13 protein-coding genes are annotated in these 15,060 nt (G+C 50.4%); 6 read left to right on the top strand and 7 right to left on the bottom strand.

What is annotated here, in order from left to right:
• Positions 1-104 precede the first annotated feature (104 nt).
• Positions 105-1,169: a prephenate dehydratase gene (gene pheA, locus GA004_RS08490; protein ID WP_283396897.1), complete on the bottom strand. Its 1,065-nt coding sequence runs from the start codon at positions 1,167-1,169 to the stop codon at positions 105-107.
• A 2-nt stretch (positions 1,170-1,171) separates the two neighbouring features.
• Entirely contained in the window at positions 1,172-2,020 is an 849-nt protein-coding gene (gene scpB, locus GA004_RS08485) for an SMC-Scp complex subunit ScpB (protein ID WP_283396896.1), read from the bottom strand.
• A gap of 169 nt (positions 2,021-2,189) precedes the next feature.
• Here scpB and ilvD point away from each other — a divergent pair, with 169 nt between their 5' ends.
• From ilvD to GA004_RS08455, 6 genes are all read left to right on the top strand, one after another.
• Positions 2,190-3,896, top strand: a complete 1,707-nt coding sequence (ilvD, locus tag GA004_RS08480) for a dihydroxy-acid dehydratase (protein WP_283396895.1) — start codon at positions 2,190-2,192, stop codon at positions 3,894-3,896.
• A 97-nt stretch (positions 3,897-3,993) separates the two neighbouring features.
• The gene (locus tag GA004_RS08475; protein ID WP_283396894.1) at positions 3,994-5,574 is read left to right on the top strand and encodes a glucose-6-phosphate isomerase; all 1,581 of its coding nucleotides are present in this window, start codon (positions 3,994-3,996) and stop codon (positions 5,572-5,574) included.
• A 114-nt stretch (positions 5,575-5,688) separates the two neighbouring features.
• Positions 5,689-6,447, top strand: a complete 759-nt coding sequence (locus tag GA004_RS08470; protein WP_283396893.1) for a hypothetical protein — start codon at positions 5,689-5,691, stop codon at positions 6,445-6,447.
• 6 nt (positions 6,448-6,453) lie between these two features.
• On the top strand, positions 6,454-6,609 hold the full coding sequence (locus tag GA004_RS08465) for a hypothetical protein (protein WP_283396892.1): 156 nt from the start codon (positions 6,454-6,456) through the stop codon (positions 6,607-6,609).
• 48 nt (positions 6,610-6,657) lie between these two features.
• A complete protein-coding gene (rsmI, locus tag GA004_RS08460) occupies positions 6,658-7,374 on the top strand; it encodes a 16S rRNA (cytidine(1402)-2'-O)-methyltransferase (protein WP_283396891.1) in 717 nt (238 codons plus the stop codon).
• Positions 7,375-7,376: 2 nt separating this feature from the next.
• The gene (locus GA004_RS08455; RefSeq protein ID WP_283396890.1) at positions 7,377-8,312 is read left to right on the top strand and encodes a Ppx/GppA phosphatase family protein; all 936 of its coding nucleotides are present in this window, start codon (positions 7,377-7,379) and stop codon (positions 8,310-8,312) included.
• Here GA004_RS08455 and menD read toward each other — a convergent pair.
• The 5 genes from menD to gatB all read right to left on the bottom strand — a co-directional run bounded on the left by menD (position 8,307) and on the right by gatB (position 15,050).
• Complete coding sequence (menD, locus tag GA004_RS08450) at positions 8,307-10,028, bottom strand: 2-succinyl-5-enolpyruvyl-6-hydroxy-3-cyclohexene-1-carboxylic-acid synthase (RefSeq protein WP_283396889.1); 1,722 nt, start codon at positions 10,026-10,028, stop codon at positions 8,307-8,309. The genes GA004_RS08455 and menD overlap by 6 nt on opposite strands.
• The gene (locus GA004_RS08445; protein WP_283396888.1) at positions 10,029-11,453 is read right to left on the bottom strand and encodes an isochorismate synthase; all 1,425 of its coding nucleotides are present in this window, start codon (positions 11,451-11,453) and stop codon (positions 10,029-10,031) included. It lies immediately after the preceding gene.
• A 12-nt stretch (positions 11,454-11,465) separates the two neighbouring features.
• Complete coding sequence (metG, locus tag GA004_RS08440; RefSeq protein ID WP_283396887.1) at positions 11,466-13,004, bottom strand: methionine--tRNA ligase; 1,539 nt, start codon at positions 13,002-13,004, stop codon at positions 11,466-11,468.
• Positions 13,005-13,264: 260 nt separating this feature from the next.
• The gene (locus tag GA004_RS08435; RefSeq protein WP_283396886.1) at positions 13,265-13,501 is read right to left on the bottom strand and encodes a CDGSH iron-sulfur domain-containing protein; all 237 of its coding nucleotides are present in this window, start codon (positions 13,499-13,501) and stop codon (positions 13,265-13,267) included.
• 103 nt (positions 13,502-13,604) lie between these two features.
• Positions 13,605-15,050, bottom strand: coding sequence for an Asp-tRNA(Asn)/Glu-tRNA(Gln) amidotransferase subunit GatB (gene gatB / locus GA004_RS08430; RefSeq protein WP_283396885.1), 1,446 nt, complete (start codon positions 15,048-15,050; stop codon positions 13,605-13,607).
• Positions 15,051-15,060 lie beyond the last annotated feature (10 nt).

Below are 15,060 nucleotides of genomic sequence, written 5' to 3'. Positions count from 1 at the left end.
CCCTTGGTAGCTAATCGCGAGCACAACGCAAGTCAGGAAGTAATTCCAAACTGAGCAACAAACGAAGTGGAACCCAACTCAAAGGCGCCCAACCAGAGAACCGACTACTTGTCCGGATAGCTGCCCAGCCACTTAACAAAGGGACACATCTTCTTCAGCTCGGATACGGCTTCCCCAACCGGCTCTTCCTCGAAGTGCCCATTTACATCGATAAAAAAGCAGTACTCCCAAGCGATTTTTCCGCTAGGGCGAGATTCTATTTTACTCAAATTCAGTCCCCGTTTGGCAAATACCATAAGAGTGTTCTCAAGCGCACCCACCTCATCCTTAATTGAAACGAGGAAGCTGCTTTTGAACTTCATGGAAGGAATGTATCCGCTAGACTCCTTGCCGATCACTAAGAATCGCGTAGTATTGTCGGACCGGTCCTGGATGTTTTTCTCGACCACAGGCACGTTATACAAATCAGCTGCGAGCGAACTCGCAATTGCCGCGCATTCCGGATCTTCCGCTGCGATTTGCACCGCCTTGGTCGTGCTCTCGCAGTTGTGCAAAGATGCCTTTGGCATGTGCACATGAAGCCAGTCCCGGCACTGCAGGATGCCCTGGTCCTTCGAGTACACTTTCCTGATTTTGTCGATTGGTGACTGCGAAATCAGATTTTGCGTAATAGTTAGAAAAATCTGGGCACAAATTTTCAGCTCCGAATCGAAAAACATGTCCATCGAATCCAGCACAGAGCCGCCGGTCGAGTTTTCAATCGGAATCACACCGTAATCCGCCTCGCCTTTTGCCACCGTGTGAAACACGTCAGTAATTGAAGGCGTCGCCAAATAATCAATACTCTGACCGAATTTCTTAATCGCTGCCTGATGGGTAAAAGTCGCTTCTGGGCCGAGGTAGGCAATTAGCATCGGCTTCTCTAGAGCGATCGCGGCTGACATAACCTCTCTGTAGATAGCTCTTATTGCCGGTCCATCGAGTGGCCCATTATTCAGAGCCTCAAGTTTGCGGAATACTTGCTCCTCTCGGCTTGCGACGTAGATTTCGCCACCATTCTGGTGCTTTATCCGACCAATTTCAGCCGCGCAGCGAACACGCTCATTGAGCAGGTTGAGGATTTGCTCATCCAGTTCGTCGATCCGTTTTCTCTGATCGTCCAAGCTCATAGTCAGATCGCCTCGCGATCAGCATCGTCTTCGAGCGGTTGCTCGAGTTTCTCGACCTCGCCGATCTCCTCCGACTCCCCCTCAATATCAGATTCGCCTGAAACCTCCTCTGCGTTCCCATCAGCCCGCTCTCCCTCAGGCAATCCCATTTCCGTTTCTGTTACGTGACGCTTGTTGGATACTTCGTGGAGCCACTCATCGATTTGACGAGGTGACAATACATCTGAAGAAGGCAGTTCTTCCACCGTCCTCACGCCTACAAATTCGAGAAACGCTTCGCTGGTGCCGTATTGAATCGGCCGCCCCGGAAGCTCTGCTCGTCCAACAATTTGAACGAGGTCACGCTCCATTAGCCGGCTCAAGGCACTGTCAATCGACACCCCACGGATCTTCTCCACTTCCGAGCGAACCACTGGCTGGCGATAGGCAATCACTGCCAATGTTTCGAGTGCCGACTGGGTTAGCTTCATCGGCCTTGGCTCGTCGCGAAGCAAGCGAATCCATTCCCCGATGGTGGGCGAAGTCACAAAAACGAATCCATCGTGCAGCTCTACCAAGCGGTATACCTCGTCACGCTCTTCAAGCTCAGCGGAAATGCGGTCAATCGATTCTCGTATCTGACCGGCGGTCACGAGCGAAGGCACATCTGAAGTGGGCATGCCCTCCGCTTCCAAAAACGGCTGTTCTACATTCGTCTCCTCGTCTTCCTCCGGAGTCGCTACCTCCATTTCAGGCAATAGCTCGGCTTGCTCGTGGAATTTGGAAAATACCTTCTGGATGTCCTTGGAGCTCAAGGGACCAGATGCTCCGAATAGGAGCGCCTTCAATACTCTGTCTAAGCTGAATGCCATTTAAAATAGGTCTGCAGAATTTGTGTAATTCGAAATGGGGAATGACTTGATCGCAACTAAAAGCTCTGATGTAAAGGGTCTCTTTTTCACGATTCTTCCCGCGATTCTGGCAAGGGGCTATAAGCTCCACTAGAGAAAGCAACGCAAAGTTATCAACAATACCAAATACGTGACCACAGAAAACCAAAATTGTAATCGTCCACATTCCTCTGTCGTCGTAGACGGCAACGACCGCGCCCCCGCTCGCTCCATGCTAAGAGCCGTGGGATTTGGTGACGACGATTTCAAGAAGCCCCAGATCGCAATTGCCTCAACCGGAAGCGACTTGACGCCCTGCAACATGCATATCGACGAACTCGCTACTCACGCGACCAAAGGCGCCAACGAAGCAGGCGGCAAGGCAGTGAATTTCTCGACCATAACGATTTCCGACGGTATAAGCATGGGCACAAAAGGTATGCGCTACAGCTTGGTTTCTCGGGAAGTCATCGCGGACTCCATCGAAACGGTCGTCGCAGGTGAAGGAATGGATGGACTGGTCGCGATTGGCGGCTGCGACAAGAATATGCCTGGATGCATGATGGCGATTGCTCGTCTGAACCGTCCCTCCGTGTTCGTATATGGCGGTTCGATCCTCCCAGGCATTCATAAGGGGCAGCCAACAGATATCGTTTCCATTTTTGAAGCGGTTGGCCGGCACGCTCGTGGCGAAATTGACGATGCCGAACTTAAGGAGATTGAATCTACCTGCATACCGGGTCCCGGCTCCTGTGGAGGCATGTATACGGCCAACTCCATGGCCAGCGCGATTGAAGTCCTCGGAATGAGCCTGCCAGGTTCGAGCGCCCAGCTAGCGGTTAGTGAAGATAAACGCATCGATTGCGAGAACGCAGGCAGGGCGGTTTTCCATCTCATCGACCAAAACCTGAGACCGAGCGACATTTTAACCAAAAAGTCCTTCGAAAACGCGATCACTACCTGTATTACCCTTGGTGGATCGACCAACATAATTCTCCACCTGCTCGCTATCGCTCACTCCGCGGATGTCGAGTTGTCCATCGACGACTTCGAACGTCTCGGTGAGAAAGTCCCCCTGCTCGCCGACGTCAAGCCATTCGGCAAGTACAACATGTCCCACTTGATTCGCATTGGGGGCATTCAGCCGATGATGAAGATCCTCCTAGATCGCGGCCTACTGCATGGCGATTGCCTAACCGTTACCGGCAAGACAATCGCGGAGAACCTCCAAGAAGTAGGACCCTATCCCGCGTATCCGAACGAACAGGACATTATCCGGCCTTGGGATCAGCCCATCAAAGAAACGTCGCACCTGCGCGTCCTCAAAGGCAACCTCGCCCCGAGCGGTGCCGTTGGCAAAATCACGGGGAAGGAAGGTCTCTACTTCAAGGGTACCGCGAAAGTCTACGAAAACGAGGAAGACTCCCTGCAAGGGATCCTTCGCGGTGATGTCGTAGCGGGTGATGTAGTCGTCATTCGCAATGAGGGCCCTGCAGGCGGCCCTGGAATGCGGGAAATGCTTTCGCCGACCTCGGCCGTCGCCGGACGTGGGCTCATCAAGGAAGTAGCTCTTATCACGGATGGTCGTTTCTCCGGAGGCAGCCACGGATTCGATGTCGGCCACATCACACCGGAAGCCGCTTGTGGCGGACCGATTGGAATTGTGCAAAACGGCGACGAAATCGAGATCGACGCCACTAGAAACACGATTTCGCTGAACATTCCTGAGGATGTGTACAACGTGCGGATGGACGCGTATCAACCTGCCGGTGCGGGAGAAAAGCGTGGCGTCCTTGGCAAATATGCAAAACTAGTCGCTTCCGCTTCAGAAGGAGCCGTCACCGACAAATATCTGTAGCTTTCAAAAAGGTAGGGGGAGATCGCCCGCTATCTAGTATTCCTTCATACCTATGCCTCTTCAGCATTTATAATTCAAACTTCATAATTCAGTCACCATGTCTTGGGAACGATTCACACAATACTCATTTCATTTTCCGGAAGTCAGCCTAGCTATCGATCTCAGCCGGATCGGATTGAAGAATGACGACTTCGAAGCATTCGAATCGCGATTCGCAAAGGCGTTTCAAGATATGGACGCTTTGGAAAAAGGCGAAATCGCCAACCCAGACGAGGGAAGAATGGTGGGGCACTACTGGCTTAGAGACCCGGAACGGGCCCCTACGCAAAAGCTGAAAGTCGAGATTGAGGAGACAATTGAACAAATTAAGCAATTCGCTTCAAGCGTCCACTCAGGGCAAATCAAAGGCCAAAACGGAGTCTTTTCGGACATCTTGGTCATCGGTATCGGAGGATCCGCATTGGGACCTCAGTTTGTAAGCCACGCTCTCGGGAATCCTTCCAAAGACAAGACGCGTGTTCACTTCTTCGATAATACTGATCCCGATGGAATGGACCTTGTCCTTGATGCTATCGGGGGAAATCTTGGCCAGACGCTCAGCCTGGTTGTCTCTAAATCTGGTGGAACTGCCGAAACAAGAAACGGCATGCTAGAGGCGAAAACGGCCTACGAAAAGAAAGGTCTTAATTTCGCCGCCCACGCAGTCGCAATCACGGGCGATAGAAGCAAGCTGGATACAGTCGCCATAAACGAAAACTGGATCGCCAGATTTCCGATGTGGGACTGGGTCGGTGGACGCACCTCCGTGCTGGGTCCGGTAGGACTCGTACCGGCCGCACTCCAGGGAATCGATGTCGACGCATTGCTATCTGGGGCAAAGGCCATCGACGCACTGACCCGCCAGACTTCGATCAAGAGCAATCCCGCTGCCCTGCTCGCCCTATCCTGGTACCATGCAACCGATGGCAAAGGGAAAAAAGACATGGTCGTGCTTCCCTATAAAGACCGCCTTCTCCTTTTTTCACGCTACCTCCAGCAGCTCATTATGGAGAGTTTAGGGAAAGAATTCGATCTACAGGGGAATGTGGTAAACCAAGGAATTACCGTCTATGGAAACAAAGGCTCCACCGACCAACACGCTTATGTTCAGCAGCTCCGAGAGGGTGTTCCGAATTTCTTCGTCACCTTCATCGAAATCCTTAAAGATCGCTCCGGGCCCTCCATCGAAGTGGAGGACGGCGTCACCTCCGGAGACTTTCTTCAAGGGTTTTATCTCGGTACGAGAGACGCCCTCAGTGAGAAAGGACGGGAATCGGTTACGATCACGACTAACGCGGTTAGCCCAGAATCGGTGAGCCGCCTCATAGCGCTGTATGAACGAGCTGTTGGTCTTTACGCTTCTCTCGTAGGAATCAACGCCTATCACCAACCAGGAGTAGAAGCAGGCAAGAAAGCAGCTGGGATTGCGATCGATCTCTGTAAAGCCATCACGGCTTCACTCCAGGATGCCAAAGGGGAAAGCCTGGATGCGCCCGGCCTCGCTCAAGCGATTGGCCAAAGTGCAGAAGCGGAGCTCGTATACAAGCTTGCGACCCATCTCGCCGCGAACGGAACTTCCGGGATCCGGAAATCCAGTTCTGGCGCCTGGCACGAAGCGACCTTTTCAGTGTCTGAGTGAGGAAAATTTAACGCCTCGGGCCATTCGGCCGTTTTCCGAACTGCTGATAATAGGCTTTTCAAATGCGAAATCCAAAACCATTGTTCCGAGACTCGAATCTTATTTCCTAGATCGATGAGGTCACTCGCCAATTTTCTTTCCGTTCTCGCTATTATCGGAGCCCTAGCTTCCGGGACCTTCTACTATCTCAATACCCTAGAAGCCAACAACCTCGCTCAAGAACTGCAAACCTCTCAGGTCCAACTCAAGGCGGAAAGTGCCAAATCCGCCAATCTGGCCGCAAAAAACCATGATCTCCAAGAGCAGCTGGAGCAAAACGCCCGTTCGCTGCAAGAAGCCCGATCCAATATCACGGTGATCTCTGCCCGATCCAATCAGCTGAAGCGGGAAAACCAGCGTTTTACTGAGGAGTTGGAAATGCGGATGGATAACGAAGAGAATCTGCAGCGTTCCCTGGCGGATTTGAAGAAAGAGATGGCCGCCCAAAAAGCGAATTCTATCACGCTAGAAGAGGCCAATGCCTACGAACAGAAGATCGCTACACTGGAATCCACCATTCTTAAACTGGAAAGCACTCCCGTGAAGGTAGCTAGTCCCTCCACTGCAGAGGGTTATGGAAACCTAAAGCCAGGCCCGAGCGATGCGAATGGAAGAATCCTTACCGTCGGGCCGCAATCCTCTTTCGTGATCGTCAGCCTAGGCTATACCAGTGGCATTCGGCTCGACCATCTCCTCGAAATTAAGCGAGAAGGGGAATCCATCGCAAAAATTCAGATAAGTGAAGTAAAGGAAAACTTGAGCATCGCGAGAATTCTGCCAGGCTCTTTAAAAATCGACCCCATAGCGGGCGATCTCGTTGTTAGCGCAAACTGATAGATTATGAAAAAACTGCTTTCCCTCTTTCTCGCAATTGCAACCGTCAGCCTGACTCTAATATTCACCGGCTGCACCGAAGTGGATGAGTCAACGATTCCCTGGAGCCGTCCCAAAGACTGGGAGGGTGGCGTTCCGGGAATGGGTGGAACGAGCCGCTAGTCCAGCTCCCTTCGCTCCAGAAAGATTTCTGACTCCACCCACCCTAGGATGGAAGGCGTAAATCAGTCACTCACGCCTGAACCAGGCTCGCTTTACGTCGTCGCCACGCCCATCGGGAACCTAGCAGACCTGACCGAGCGAGCCCGCTCCTTGCTGGAAAAAGTCTCATTTGTCGCCTGTGAAGACACACGCGTCTCCGGCGGTATGCTCTCAAAATTGGGAATCAAGAATCGGCTGGTTTCCTATCACGACAAAAATGAGCGCACCATGGCGATATCAATCGCCGACCGGCTAGCGAACGGAGAATCGGTTGCCCTCATTTCCGACGCAGGAACTCCTGCCGTGAGCGATCCGGGGTTTCGCTTAACTCGCCAATGTCACGTGCTATCTATACCCGTTATTCCCGTTCCGGGCCCTTGTGCCGCCACAACCATCCTTTCTGCGAGCGGCCTCCCTTCCGACGGTTTTCTTTTTGTGGGATTCCTCCCTCCTAAAAGCGCCGCACGAAAGCGCTTTCTCGAAAGCCACATCGATTCCCCATATACGATAATCCTCTATGAATCCTGTCATCGTATCGAAAAACTCATGGCCGAAATGCTAGAAATCCTCGGGCCGGATCGTTTCGTTTGCATTGGGAGAGAACTGACCAAGCGATTCGAATCCATCACAACCGGCGCCTTGGCCTCTGTTGCCGAGACCTTTAAAACCTCGAGTAAGAAAGGCGAATTTGCGGTGGTGATTGCCCCGCGGAAATTTGTCCTTTAGCGATGAAACCTATTCGAGTCGGCATTATCGATATAGGAAGCAATTCTATAAAGCTGCAGATTGCTGAAGGCTTGGGTGGCACCGAGATTCGTCACGTTCACTTTGAAGTCGAAGAAGTACGTATTGGCGAGGGAATGACAAAAAACCCTCCTGTAATCGAATCCGGTGCGATAAAGATCGGGACTCAAGCCGTAGCCCGACTCCATTCGATCGCTTCTCAACACAAGCTAAACCAGCTTTCAATCGTTGCGACCAGCGCTGTACGAGACGCTCACAATAGCCATAAATTCGTAGACTCCATCCGGACTGCGACCGGCATAGAATTGAGAACCCTTTCAGGAGCTGAAGAAGCGAACCTTATCGGTAAAGGCGTTTTACAGGATCCAAAGCTCGCGACCCTCAATGATTTCACACTCTCTGACCTTGGTGGAGGCTCTTTAGAGTTTATTCGATTCAAGAACCAGGTTTCCGTCGCTTCCCACAGCTTCGACCTCGGCGCCGTTCGACTCGCATCACAGTTCCTTCATGACCGCAAGAAACCGGTATCCCTGCCTCAACGGGAAAATATAGAGAACGCCGTAAGAACTACACTCCAGCGATCTTCCATACAACCTGATCCTGGAGTCACCACCGCAGTGCTTACCGGAGGCACCGCGTCAATCTTATCCCAATTGGCACCTCAGTCAGGAACTAAAAAGAGACTTGATTTTGTCGCCGCCAGATCAATACGCGATCGCGTTTCTGAAATGGACTTCGATGAGAGGATAGCAAATTTAGCCGTTCCTACTAAACGAGCGGACATTTTCCCGACTGCTACCATAATCCTGTGCGAACTAATGCAGTTCCTAGGTTGCGAGACGATCTATTTTTCTTTTTTCAATCTTCGCTTCGGTCTCGCAGCTGAAATGGTAGAGGCTCACAGGTCAGCAAATCTATAAACTACTAGCGATTTCCGTGAAGATCCGTTTTCGTTCCGCGGCGTCTCGTTTGCGGTCTGTAACGACCTCAATCAGGCTAACCCCTCCTCGAGCTTCTCTTCCTAAATATATCTCAAATTCCTTGAGGCTATTGGCTTTCATGTATTCAATATCGTAAGTCGCAGCCCATTTCGAAAAATCGATCTGCTGGTCTGTCGCAAAAAACTCTTCGAACTCTTCTCCAAGCTGACTAACAGGAAGCATTTCAAAAATGCCTCCCCCAGCGTTATTTATCAATATAATCGTCAGCGACCCTTCGACTCGCTTACTTACCAATCCTCCGTTGCTATCATGAAGTAGGGCAAGATCTCCTGTTAGAAGAAAAGTCGGCTCACCTCGATGCGCTACTCCGAGAGCCGTTGATAGAATACCATCTATCCCATTCGCCCCTCGAGAGGAATAGACACCCACACGTCGATCGTTAGGATTCCAGAAAAATTCCAAATCTCGTGGTGGCATGCTATTAGAAACGAATAGAGAGCTTCCCATGGGCAAACAGTTCGACATCGCTACCGCAATCGAACCCTCGAAAACTGGCTCGAGACGAGACAACCTTCCTTCGATAGACTGGTGCACCTTCGCGTCTAATCGTTGCCACGCTGTGGCAAAGGAATCGTTGCTATGACGCGTCACCAGCGGTGAAGCTCGATTAAAGTCATAATACCTAGACTCACTATCACCTCGATTTGAATCGAACTCACCGGGAATGGGTGTCAAAAACTGAGACTTAATATTCCGATCTTTTAACCAGGTTCGAAGGGTCTTGCTGATAGGAAGATCACCTACCACGATGATTCGATCAGGCAGCAGGTTCGAGTCTCCGTCAACGACCCGGCAAATCGCATTGTAACCGGTAATCAAGCGTGGAAACAGACTCTGATGATTCCTGATAGAACTGAGTCCATCTGCAAGTACAGGCCACCTAAGTCCATCTGCCAGTCGCGCTACATTTCGAACCCAATTTTCACTAACCGGCACCAGAGGAGAACCGACTAATATGAGTCCTCGTTCAGACTGGGTAAATTCGTCTAGGTCTAATTCAATAGAGGGTTCTTCGACTTTCGAAGAGGACTCAAACAAGACCCTTAGCTCATCCATTGAGATCGGACTCACGAACGTCCGATCAGTTAGAGGCGCCAGTGGGTCTCGGAAAGGCGTATTTACGTGAACGGGACCGCAGGGAATACCCAACGAGAAATCCACCTGTTCTTCCACAACTGCTTTCAGACCTTCTAACGCCTTTAGGTCCGCATTCGGAATAGGCAATTCTACCTGAGAGACTGGATACATAGCATACATACCCAATTGAACAATCGTTTGCCCCGCACGGCATCCACGCAATTCCTCAGGCCGATCCGCGGTTATGACAATCAAGGGGACCCCACTTTCTGAGGCCTCGATCACAGCTGGATAGAAATTCGCCGCAGCCGTCCCGGACGTACATACCAGGACAACGGGTAATCCTTCTCGTTTTGCGAGTCCCAAGGCAAAAAAACCGGCGGAACGTTCATCTAGTATTGAAATTGATTCAATTCCTTCAGTTCGGGCAAACGCAAACGCGAGTGGAGAACTTCTTGACCCGGGGCAAATCACCGCAAAGCGAACCCCTTTACTGCACAGGGTTTCAGAAATGATCCGAGACCAAAGCTCGTTAACATTTGCAAATTCGGGTTGCATCTAAACGAGATTCTCCAACAGGGCTTTGAACTTCAAGTTCGTTTCCTGCAGCTCTTTCTCTGGAACAGATCCCTTTACGATCCCAACTCCAGCATACAACCTAGCAGTGTCGCCATCAATCAAAGCCGAACGAATGGCCACAAGGAATTCGCCTTCCAAATTACTGTCCACCCACCCAATCGGTCCTGCATACAGTCCCCTAGCAAAACCTTCATAATGAGAAATTCTTTCACAGGCTCGCCCTCTCGGTGAGCCGCCTACAGCGGGCGACGGATGAAGCTGCTCCACAAAATCCAAGAGACTCGTACCCTCAAGCAGCTTTCCACTCACCTCGTTGTAAAGATGCTGCACATTACTGAGTCGCTTTAAGGCTGGCTCCTTTTCTAATCGAATTTCAGTGCCTAAGGATTCAAGACGCCGACAAATCGAGTCCAAAACCACTTTCTGTTCGTACCGATCTTTTTCGCTATTCAACAGCTCCGATCCCAATCTCGCATCCTCCCTCGCAGACAGACCCCGAGGGGCCGACCCTGCTAGGGCGTCTGCAGCAAACTCTTTGTCCTCGACTTTCACCAGACGCTCAGGACTCGCGCCAATAAAACTTTGACCTTCCCCATTAGCAAACGAGAAAGAATAACAATCAGGGTAGCGGTCACGCATCGCGTTGAGAATCTCGAGTGGATGAAATACCTGATTAGCTCTCAAATCCCGGGCTCGAGCTAGTACGATTTTCTCAAATACCTCGGAATCGATTTCCTTGATAGCCCGACCTACAGAATCACTAAAGTCATCTTCTTCACTCGCCTCCTCCATCCGCCATTCCGGACGTCTAGACTCGTTCGCAGACACATCAACCGCCCGATAGTCAAACGACTTGATTTTCGTATTGGCATTCCATATACGTTTTGAAATCGACTCAATATCGCTACATTCCTCAACCAGCGCGTTCGCGGTTGCGACACATACTCCCCTTTTAACGCTCACCTGCCATGAGGGTACAAACACGGTCGCAGGCGGAAAAGCCTCCCCCTCCCCCACCTCATCAAAAAACGTGAAACCGCAAAAGAAGTGTGGCCCAAAAAAAGGAAGAGTGACATCTCCTACGGCGACCGCATTGTCCAAGGTATCGGTAATGAAAGCCTTTGCAGATTCAAACCGATCACCAGAACGGGACGCCGAATGGATTGCCACTTCTGCTCCTGCCAAAGCCACGCCTTCCAAGGGTCTCTCTACATAGAAGTGCGGCTCGCTAGGGTCATAAATCGACTCGAGCACTGCCAATGGATCAAGTAAATCCGAAGCAACCGAAATACTCACCAGCTGAGGATGACTCTTCAGAATAGCTCGCTGACGGCAGCCGTTTAGAAACGTCTCAAGTGCGGTCTCTGTCGGGGACTGAGAAAGGTCTAACGGGAGCGTATCCACAGAATCGCTGCTTTAAGATTCCATTTGAGGCTTGGGAAACAAAATGGTCTTTTCGCCGATCTCCTGTCCAACCAGTGTGTCTCCTCGCAGCAATCGACGGTCCCAATCTGCCTCTTTGGTGTATCCTAGCAGATCGTACACTTTATCGGTTGTATTTGGCATGACAGGTTCGAGCAACCCCACTGCCAGGCGCAAGGATTCTGTCATTACGTAAAGAGACGTTTCGAAACGTTTCCTGTCTTCCGGATCCTCAGATTTTGCCAATTTCCAAGGAGCTCGTTGTTCCGCGTACCGATTTATCGCGCTGATAAAAGCAAACGTTTTCTCTAGGCCCGAGTGAAATTGAAATTCACCATACAGATCTAAAACCTTCTTTTGCGTATCTTTCCACAAGGTCCAAAGTTCTAATTCGAGCGACTCCTCGATCCTTGGTCCGGGAATCTTTCCTCCAAAATTGCGGCCAACCATCGTAAGCACCCGGCTCAGCAAGTTTCCCAGATCGTTCGCAAGGTCGGAATTGTAACGGGACATGTACCTTTCCTGCGAAAACTCGCTGTCCTGCCCGACGTTCATCTCTCGAGTAACAAAATAGCGAAACGCATCCGAGCCGAATTGGTCAATCAAATCGAGCGGATCAACTACGGTCCCTGTGCTCTTCGACATTTTTGCCCCCGATTTCAACCACCACCCATGGACTAGAAGGCTCTTTGGTAACGCTATCCCTGCAGCCTTCAGCATAATGGGCCAATACACAGCATGAGGTGGAACGAGGATGTCTTTTCCGATTACGTGAAAATCCGCAGGCCAGTGTTTTTCAAACGAATCGGTACCGTATCCAACTGCGGATATATAGTTAACCAGGGCGTCAAACCAAACGTAAGTCACATACTCCTCGTCGAATGGAAGTGGAATTCCCCACTCCAATCGTTCCCGCGGCCGGGAAATGCAAAGATCGTTAATCGGCTCTTTCAGGAACTCAAGCACCTGCTTTGCTCGAAAACGGGGATAGATAAAAGACTTGTTCGTCTTGAGCTGTTCAACAAGCCATTCCTGATGACGGCTCAGCCTAAAGAAATAATTGCTTTCCGCAATTTCCTCGACCTCACCAAAAATCTCCGGCCACTCACCATTTCCATCGCGATCCTTTTCCTGCAAAAATTGCTCCGCTCGCTTGCTGTAGTAACCTTTGTATTCTGCCTTGTAGATGTCGCCTTGGTCAAACAGCTTTTGCAAAATGGATCGCACGACTTTCTTGTGCCGGTCTTCAGTCGTTCTAATGAAATCGTCATTAGAAATGTCTAGACTCGCACAGAGTCCCTTGAAGGCGACCGCCGCTTCATCGCAAAGTTCAATGGGAGTAATGCCACGTTCCCCTGCCGATTGCTGTACCTTCTGCCCGTGCTCATCGATTCCGGTCAAGAAATAGACTTCGTCACCCATCAAGCGACGAAAACGGGCAACCACATCGGTCAAAACCTTCTCGTATGCATGGCCGAGGTGAGGCTTTCCATTGGCGTAATCAATCGCAGTTGTTATGTAGAATGACTTCATGATCTAAAAATCGGCGGTAAGCCATAAGCGTGCCCTTTTTCGACCGCAATCTAATTAAGGCAAAGCACAACCGAACGAAGCACCTGTAATCCAAGACGGAATGTCTTAATCCCAGTCCCTAACTTAGGCCGTTTCTAACTTGTAGGCACAATCGCAGGTCGTGCACATCTGACTCCTGCTGACGAGAACTGTTCCAATCCTCGTATAGCCCGCGATATGTCAGAAAACCGCACCGACCCTTTCAGTGCAAAGATCCTAGATTACCCCTTATGGCTTCCGTCGCAAAACGGAGCATTTCCCGTTGTCTTACAGGCACACAAAAAATGAGCCCCGTCTTTTTCTGCCTTGAAAACCTTAGGTCTGAATTCGGTACCACTATGCGATCCATCACAAAACGGCTGTCTGGATGACTGGCCACATGAGCAGTAGGCGTAGGTTCCCCCAGCTTCTAATTCTACCTTTATTGGACCGGCTCCGGCTCGTTTTGCTTCGCTCATGGCTTCTCTTTGTTTGAACTACTGTCTCAACGTGACCCCAAGAGGGGCACGAAATTAATAAACAAGAATCTAACCGACAAACCGGACCCCACTCCAGACAAAACTAGCTTAACAATTCCTTGAGCAGACCTTGAACAATTTGCGGGTTCGCCTTACCTCGACTCTTCTTCATTACTTGGCCGAGCAAAGCATTGAGGGCCTTCTCGTTTCCAGATCGAAAATCCTCAACCGGACGAGGGTTCTCGTCTACCGCCTCCTGACACCAGTCTTTCACTTGCCCTTCATCAAAATCTGGCTTGAGCCCTTTCCTTTCAATTACCTCTGTAGCAGACTCTCCCGTATTGAACATTTCAATAAAAACGTCTTTAGCAATCTGCTTGGTGATGACTCCTTTTTCGATTACTTCAACGAGCGAAAGCAAGCCGTCGGGAGAAATCTTGCATTCGCTCAATGCCGTATTGGAATCGGACAGCTCTCGTAGCAAATCGTTAGTTACGTAGTTACCGATCGCTTGGGCGCATTTCGGCGCCTTTTTAGCGGCACTCTCAAAATATTCGCTCAACTCCCAATCTGGAACTAGTACCGATGTGATCGAATACGGAATATCATACTGCTCCATGAATCGACGTTGCTTATCGAAAGGCAGCTCTGGAATTTCGCACCGTATTCGCTCTCTCCATTCGTCGTCAATGCGCACCGGCATCAAATCAGGATCGGGAAAATAGCGATAGTCGTGAGCGTCCTCCTTCTCCCGCATCAACTCGGTCCGTCCGAGGTCAGCATCCCAACGCCAGGTAGCCTGCGTCATTGTCCTTCCCTTTTTCAGTTCTTGGGTCTGCCGCTTTATCTCGTATTCAATACCGTTTTTCACACCGGTAATGCTGTTCAAATTTTTGAGTTCAATCTTCGCTCCCAATTCCTTTTGACCAACGGGACGAACGGATATGTTAGCATCCGCTCGCATTTGGCCCTTCTCCATATCACAGTCGGAAATTCCGCAATAAATCATAGTTTGCCGAATAGCCGTCAGAAAAGCGAAGGCCTCCGCGCCTGAGTGCATATCTGGTTCGCTGACAATTTCCATCAACGGTGTAAAAGCGCGATTGTAGTCAACCAGACTGTCTTCAGCGAAGTGATTTAGTTTTCCCACGTCGTTCTCTAAATGGATACGCGTTAGAGCTACCTTTCGATGTGAACCCATCACCGCACGAGTCTCACCCTTCATTTCAATTTCAACAAAACCGCCATCACAAATGGGCTGATCGTATTGAGTAATCTGATAGTTATTCGGACTGTCTGGATAAAAGTAGTTTTTCCGGTCCCACTTACAGTAATCCGGGACCGTGCAGTTCAAGGCGAGTCCTGCTTTGATAATCCCATTCAGGGCGGTCTTGTTCATAACCGGTAGTGACCCCGGCAATCCTAATACGACGGGATCAACCAAAGTATTGGGTTCGTAACCGTAACCCGACCGGCTTCCGGAGAAGATCTTGGACTCCGTCTTGATTTGAACATGAACCTCTAAGCCAATGACTGCTTCGTATTCCATTTTCGATTTC

Source organism: Candidatus Pelagisphaera phototrophica, from assembly GCF_014529625.1.
In the GTDB taxonomy this organism is placed as follows: Bacteria; Verrucomicrobiota; Verrucomicrobiia; order Opitutales; family Opitutaceae; genus Pelagisphaera; species Pelagisphaera phototrophica.
The sequence above is the reverse complement of the archived record's forward strand: the minus strand, read 5'-3'. Positions and strand labels throughout refer to the sequence as shown.

Bases quoted from the DNA above. Each gene is read 5' to 3' on its own strand.
- GA004_RS08465 (WP_283396892.1), top strand. From the start codon at position 6,454: ATGAAAAAACTGCTTTCCCTCTTTCTCGCAATTGCAACCGTCAGCCTG.
- GA004_RS08455 (WP_283396890.1), top strand. From the start codon at position 7,377: ATGAAACCTATTCGAGTCGGCATTATCGATATAGGAAGCAATTCTATA.
- GA004_RS08470 (WP_283396893.1), top strand. From the start codon at position 5,689: ATGAGGTCACTCGCCAATTTTCTTTCCGTTCTCGCTATTATCGGAGCC.
- menD (WP_283396889.1), bottom strand. From the start codon at position 10,028: ATGCAACCCGAATTTGCAAATGTTAACGAGCTTTGGTCTCGGATCATT.
- scpB (WP_283396896.1), bottom strand. From the start codon at position 2,020: ATGGCATTCAGCTTAGACAGAGTATTGAAGGCGCTCCTATTCGGAGCA.
- rsmI (WP_283396891.1), top strand. From the start codon at position 6,658: ATGGAAGGCGTAAATCAGTCACTCACGCCTGAACCAGGCTCGCTTTAC.
- gatB (WP_283396885.1), bottom strand. From the start codon at position 15,050: ATGGAATACGAAGCAGTCATTGGCTTAGAGGTTCATGTTCAAATCAAG.
- pheA (WP_283396897.1), bottom strand. From the start codon at position 1,169: ATGAGCTTGGACGATCAGAGAAAACGGATCGACGAACTGGATGAGCAA.
- metG (WP_283396887.1), bottom strand. From the start codon at position 13,004: ATGAAGTCATTCTACATAACAACTGCGATTGATTACGCCAATGGAAAG.
- GA004_RS08475 (WP_283396894.1), top strand. From the start codon at position 3,994: ATGTCTTGGGAACGATTCACACAATACTCATTTCATTTTCCGGAAGTC.
- GA004_RS08435 (WP_283396886.1), bottom strand. From the start codon at position 13,501: ATGAGCGAAGCAAAACGAGCCGGAGCCGGTCCAATAAAGGTAGAATTA.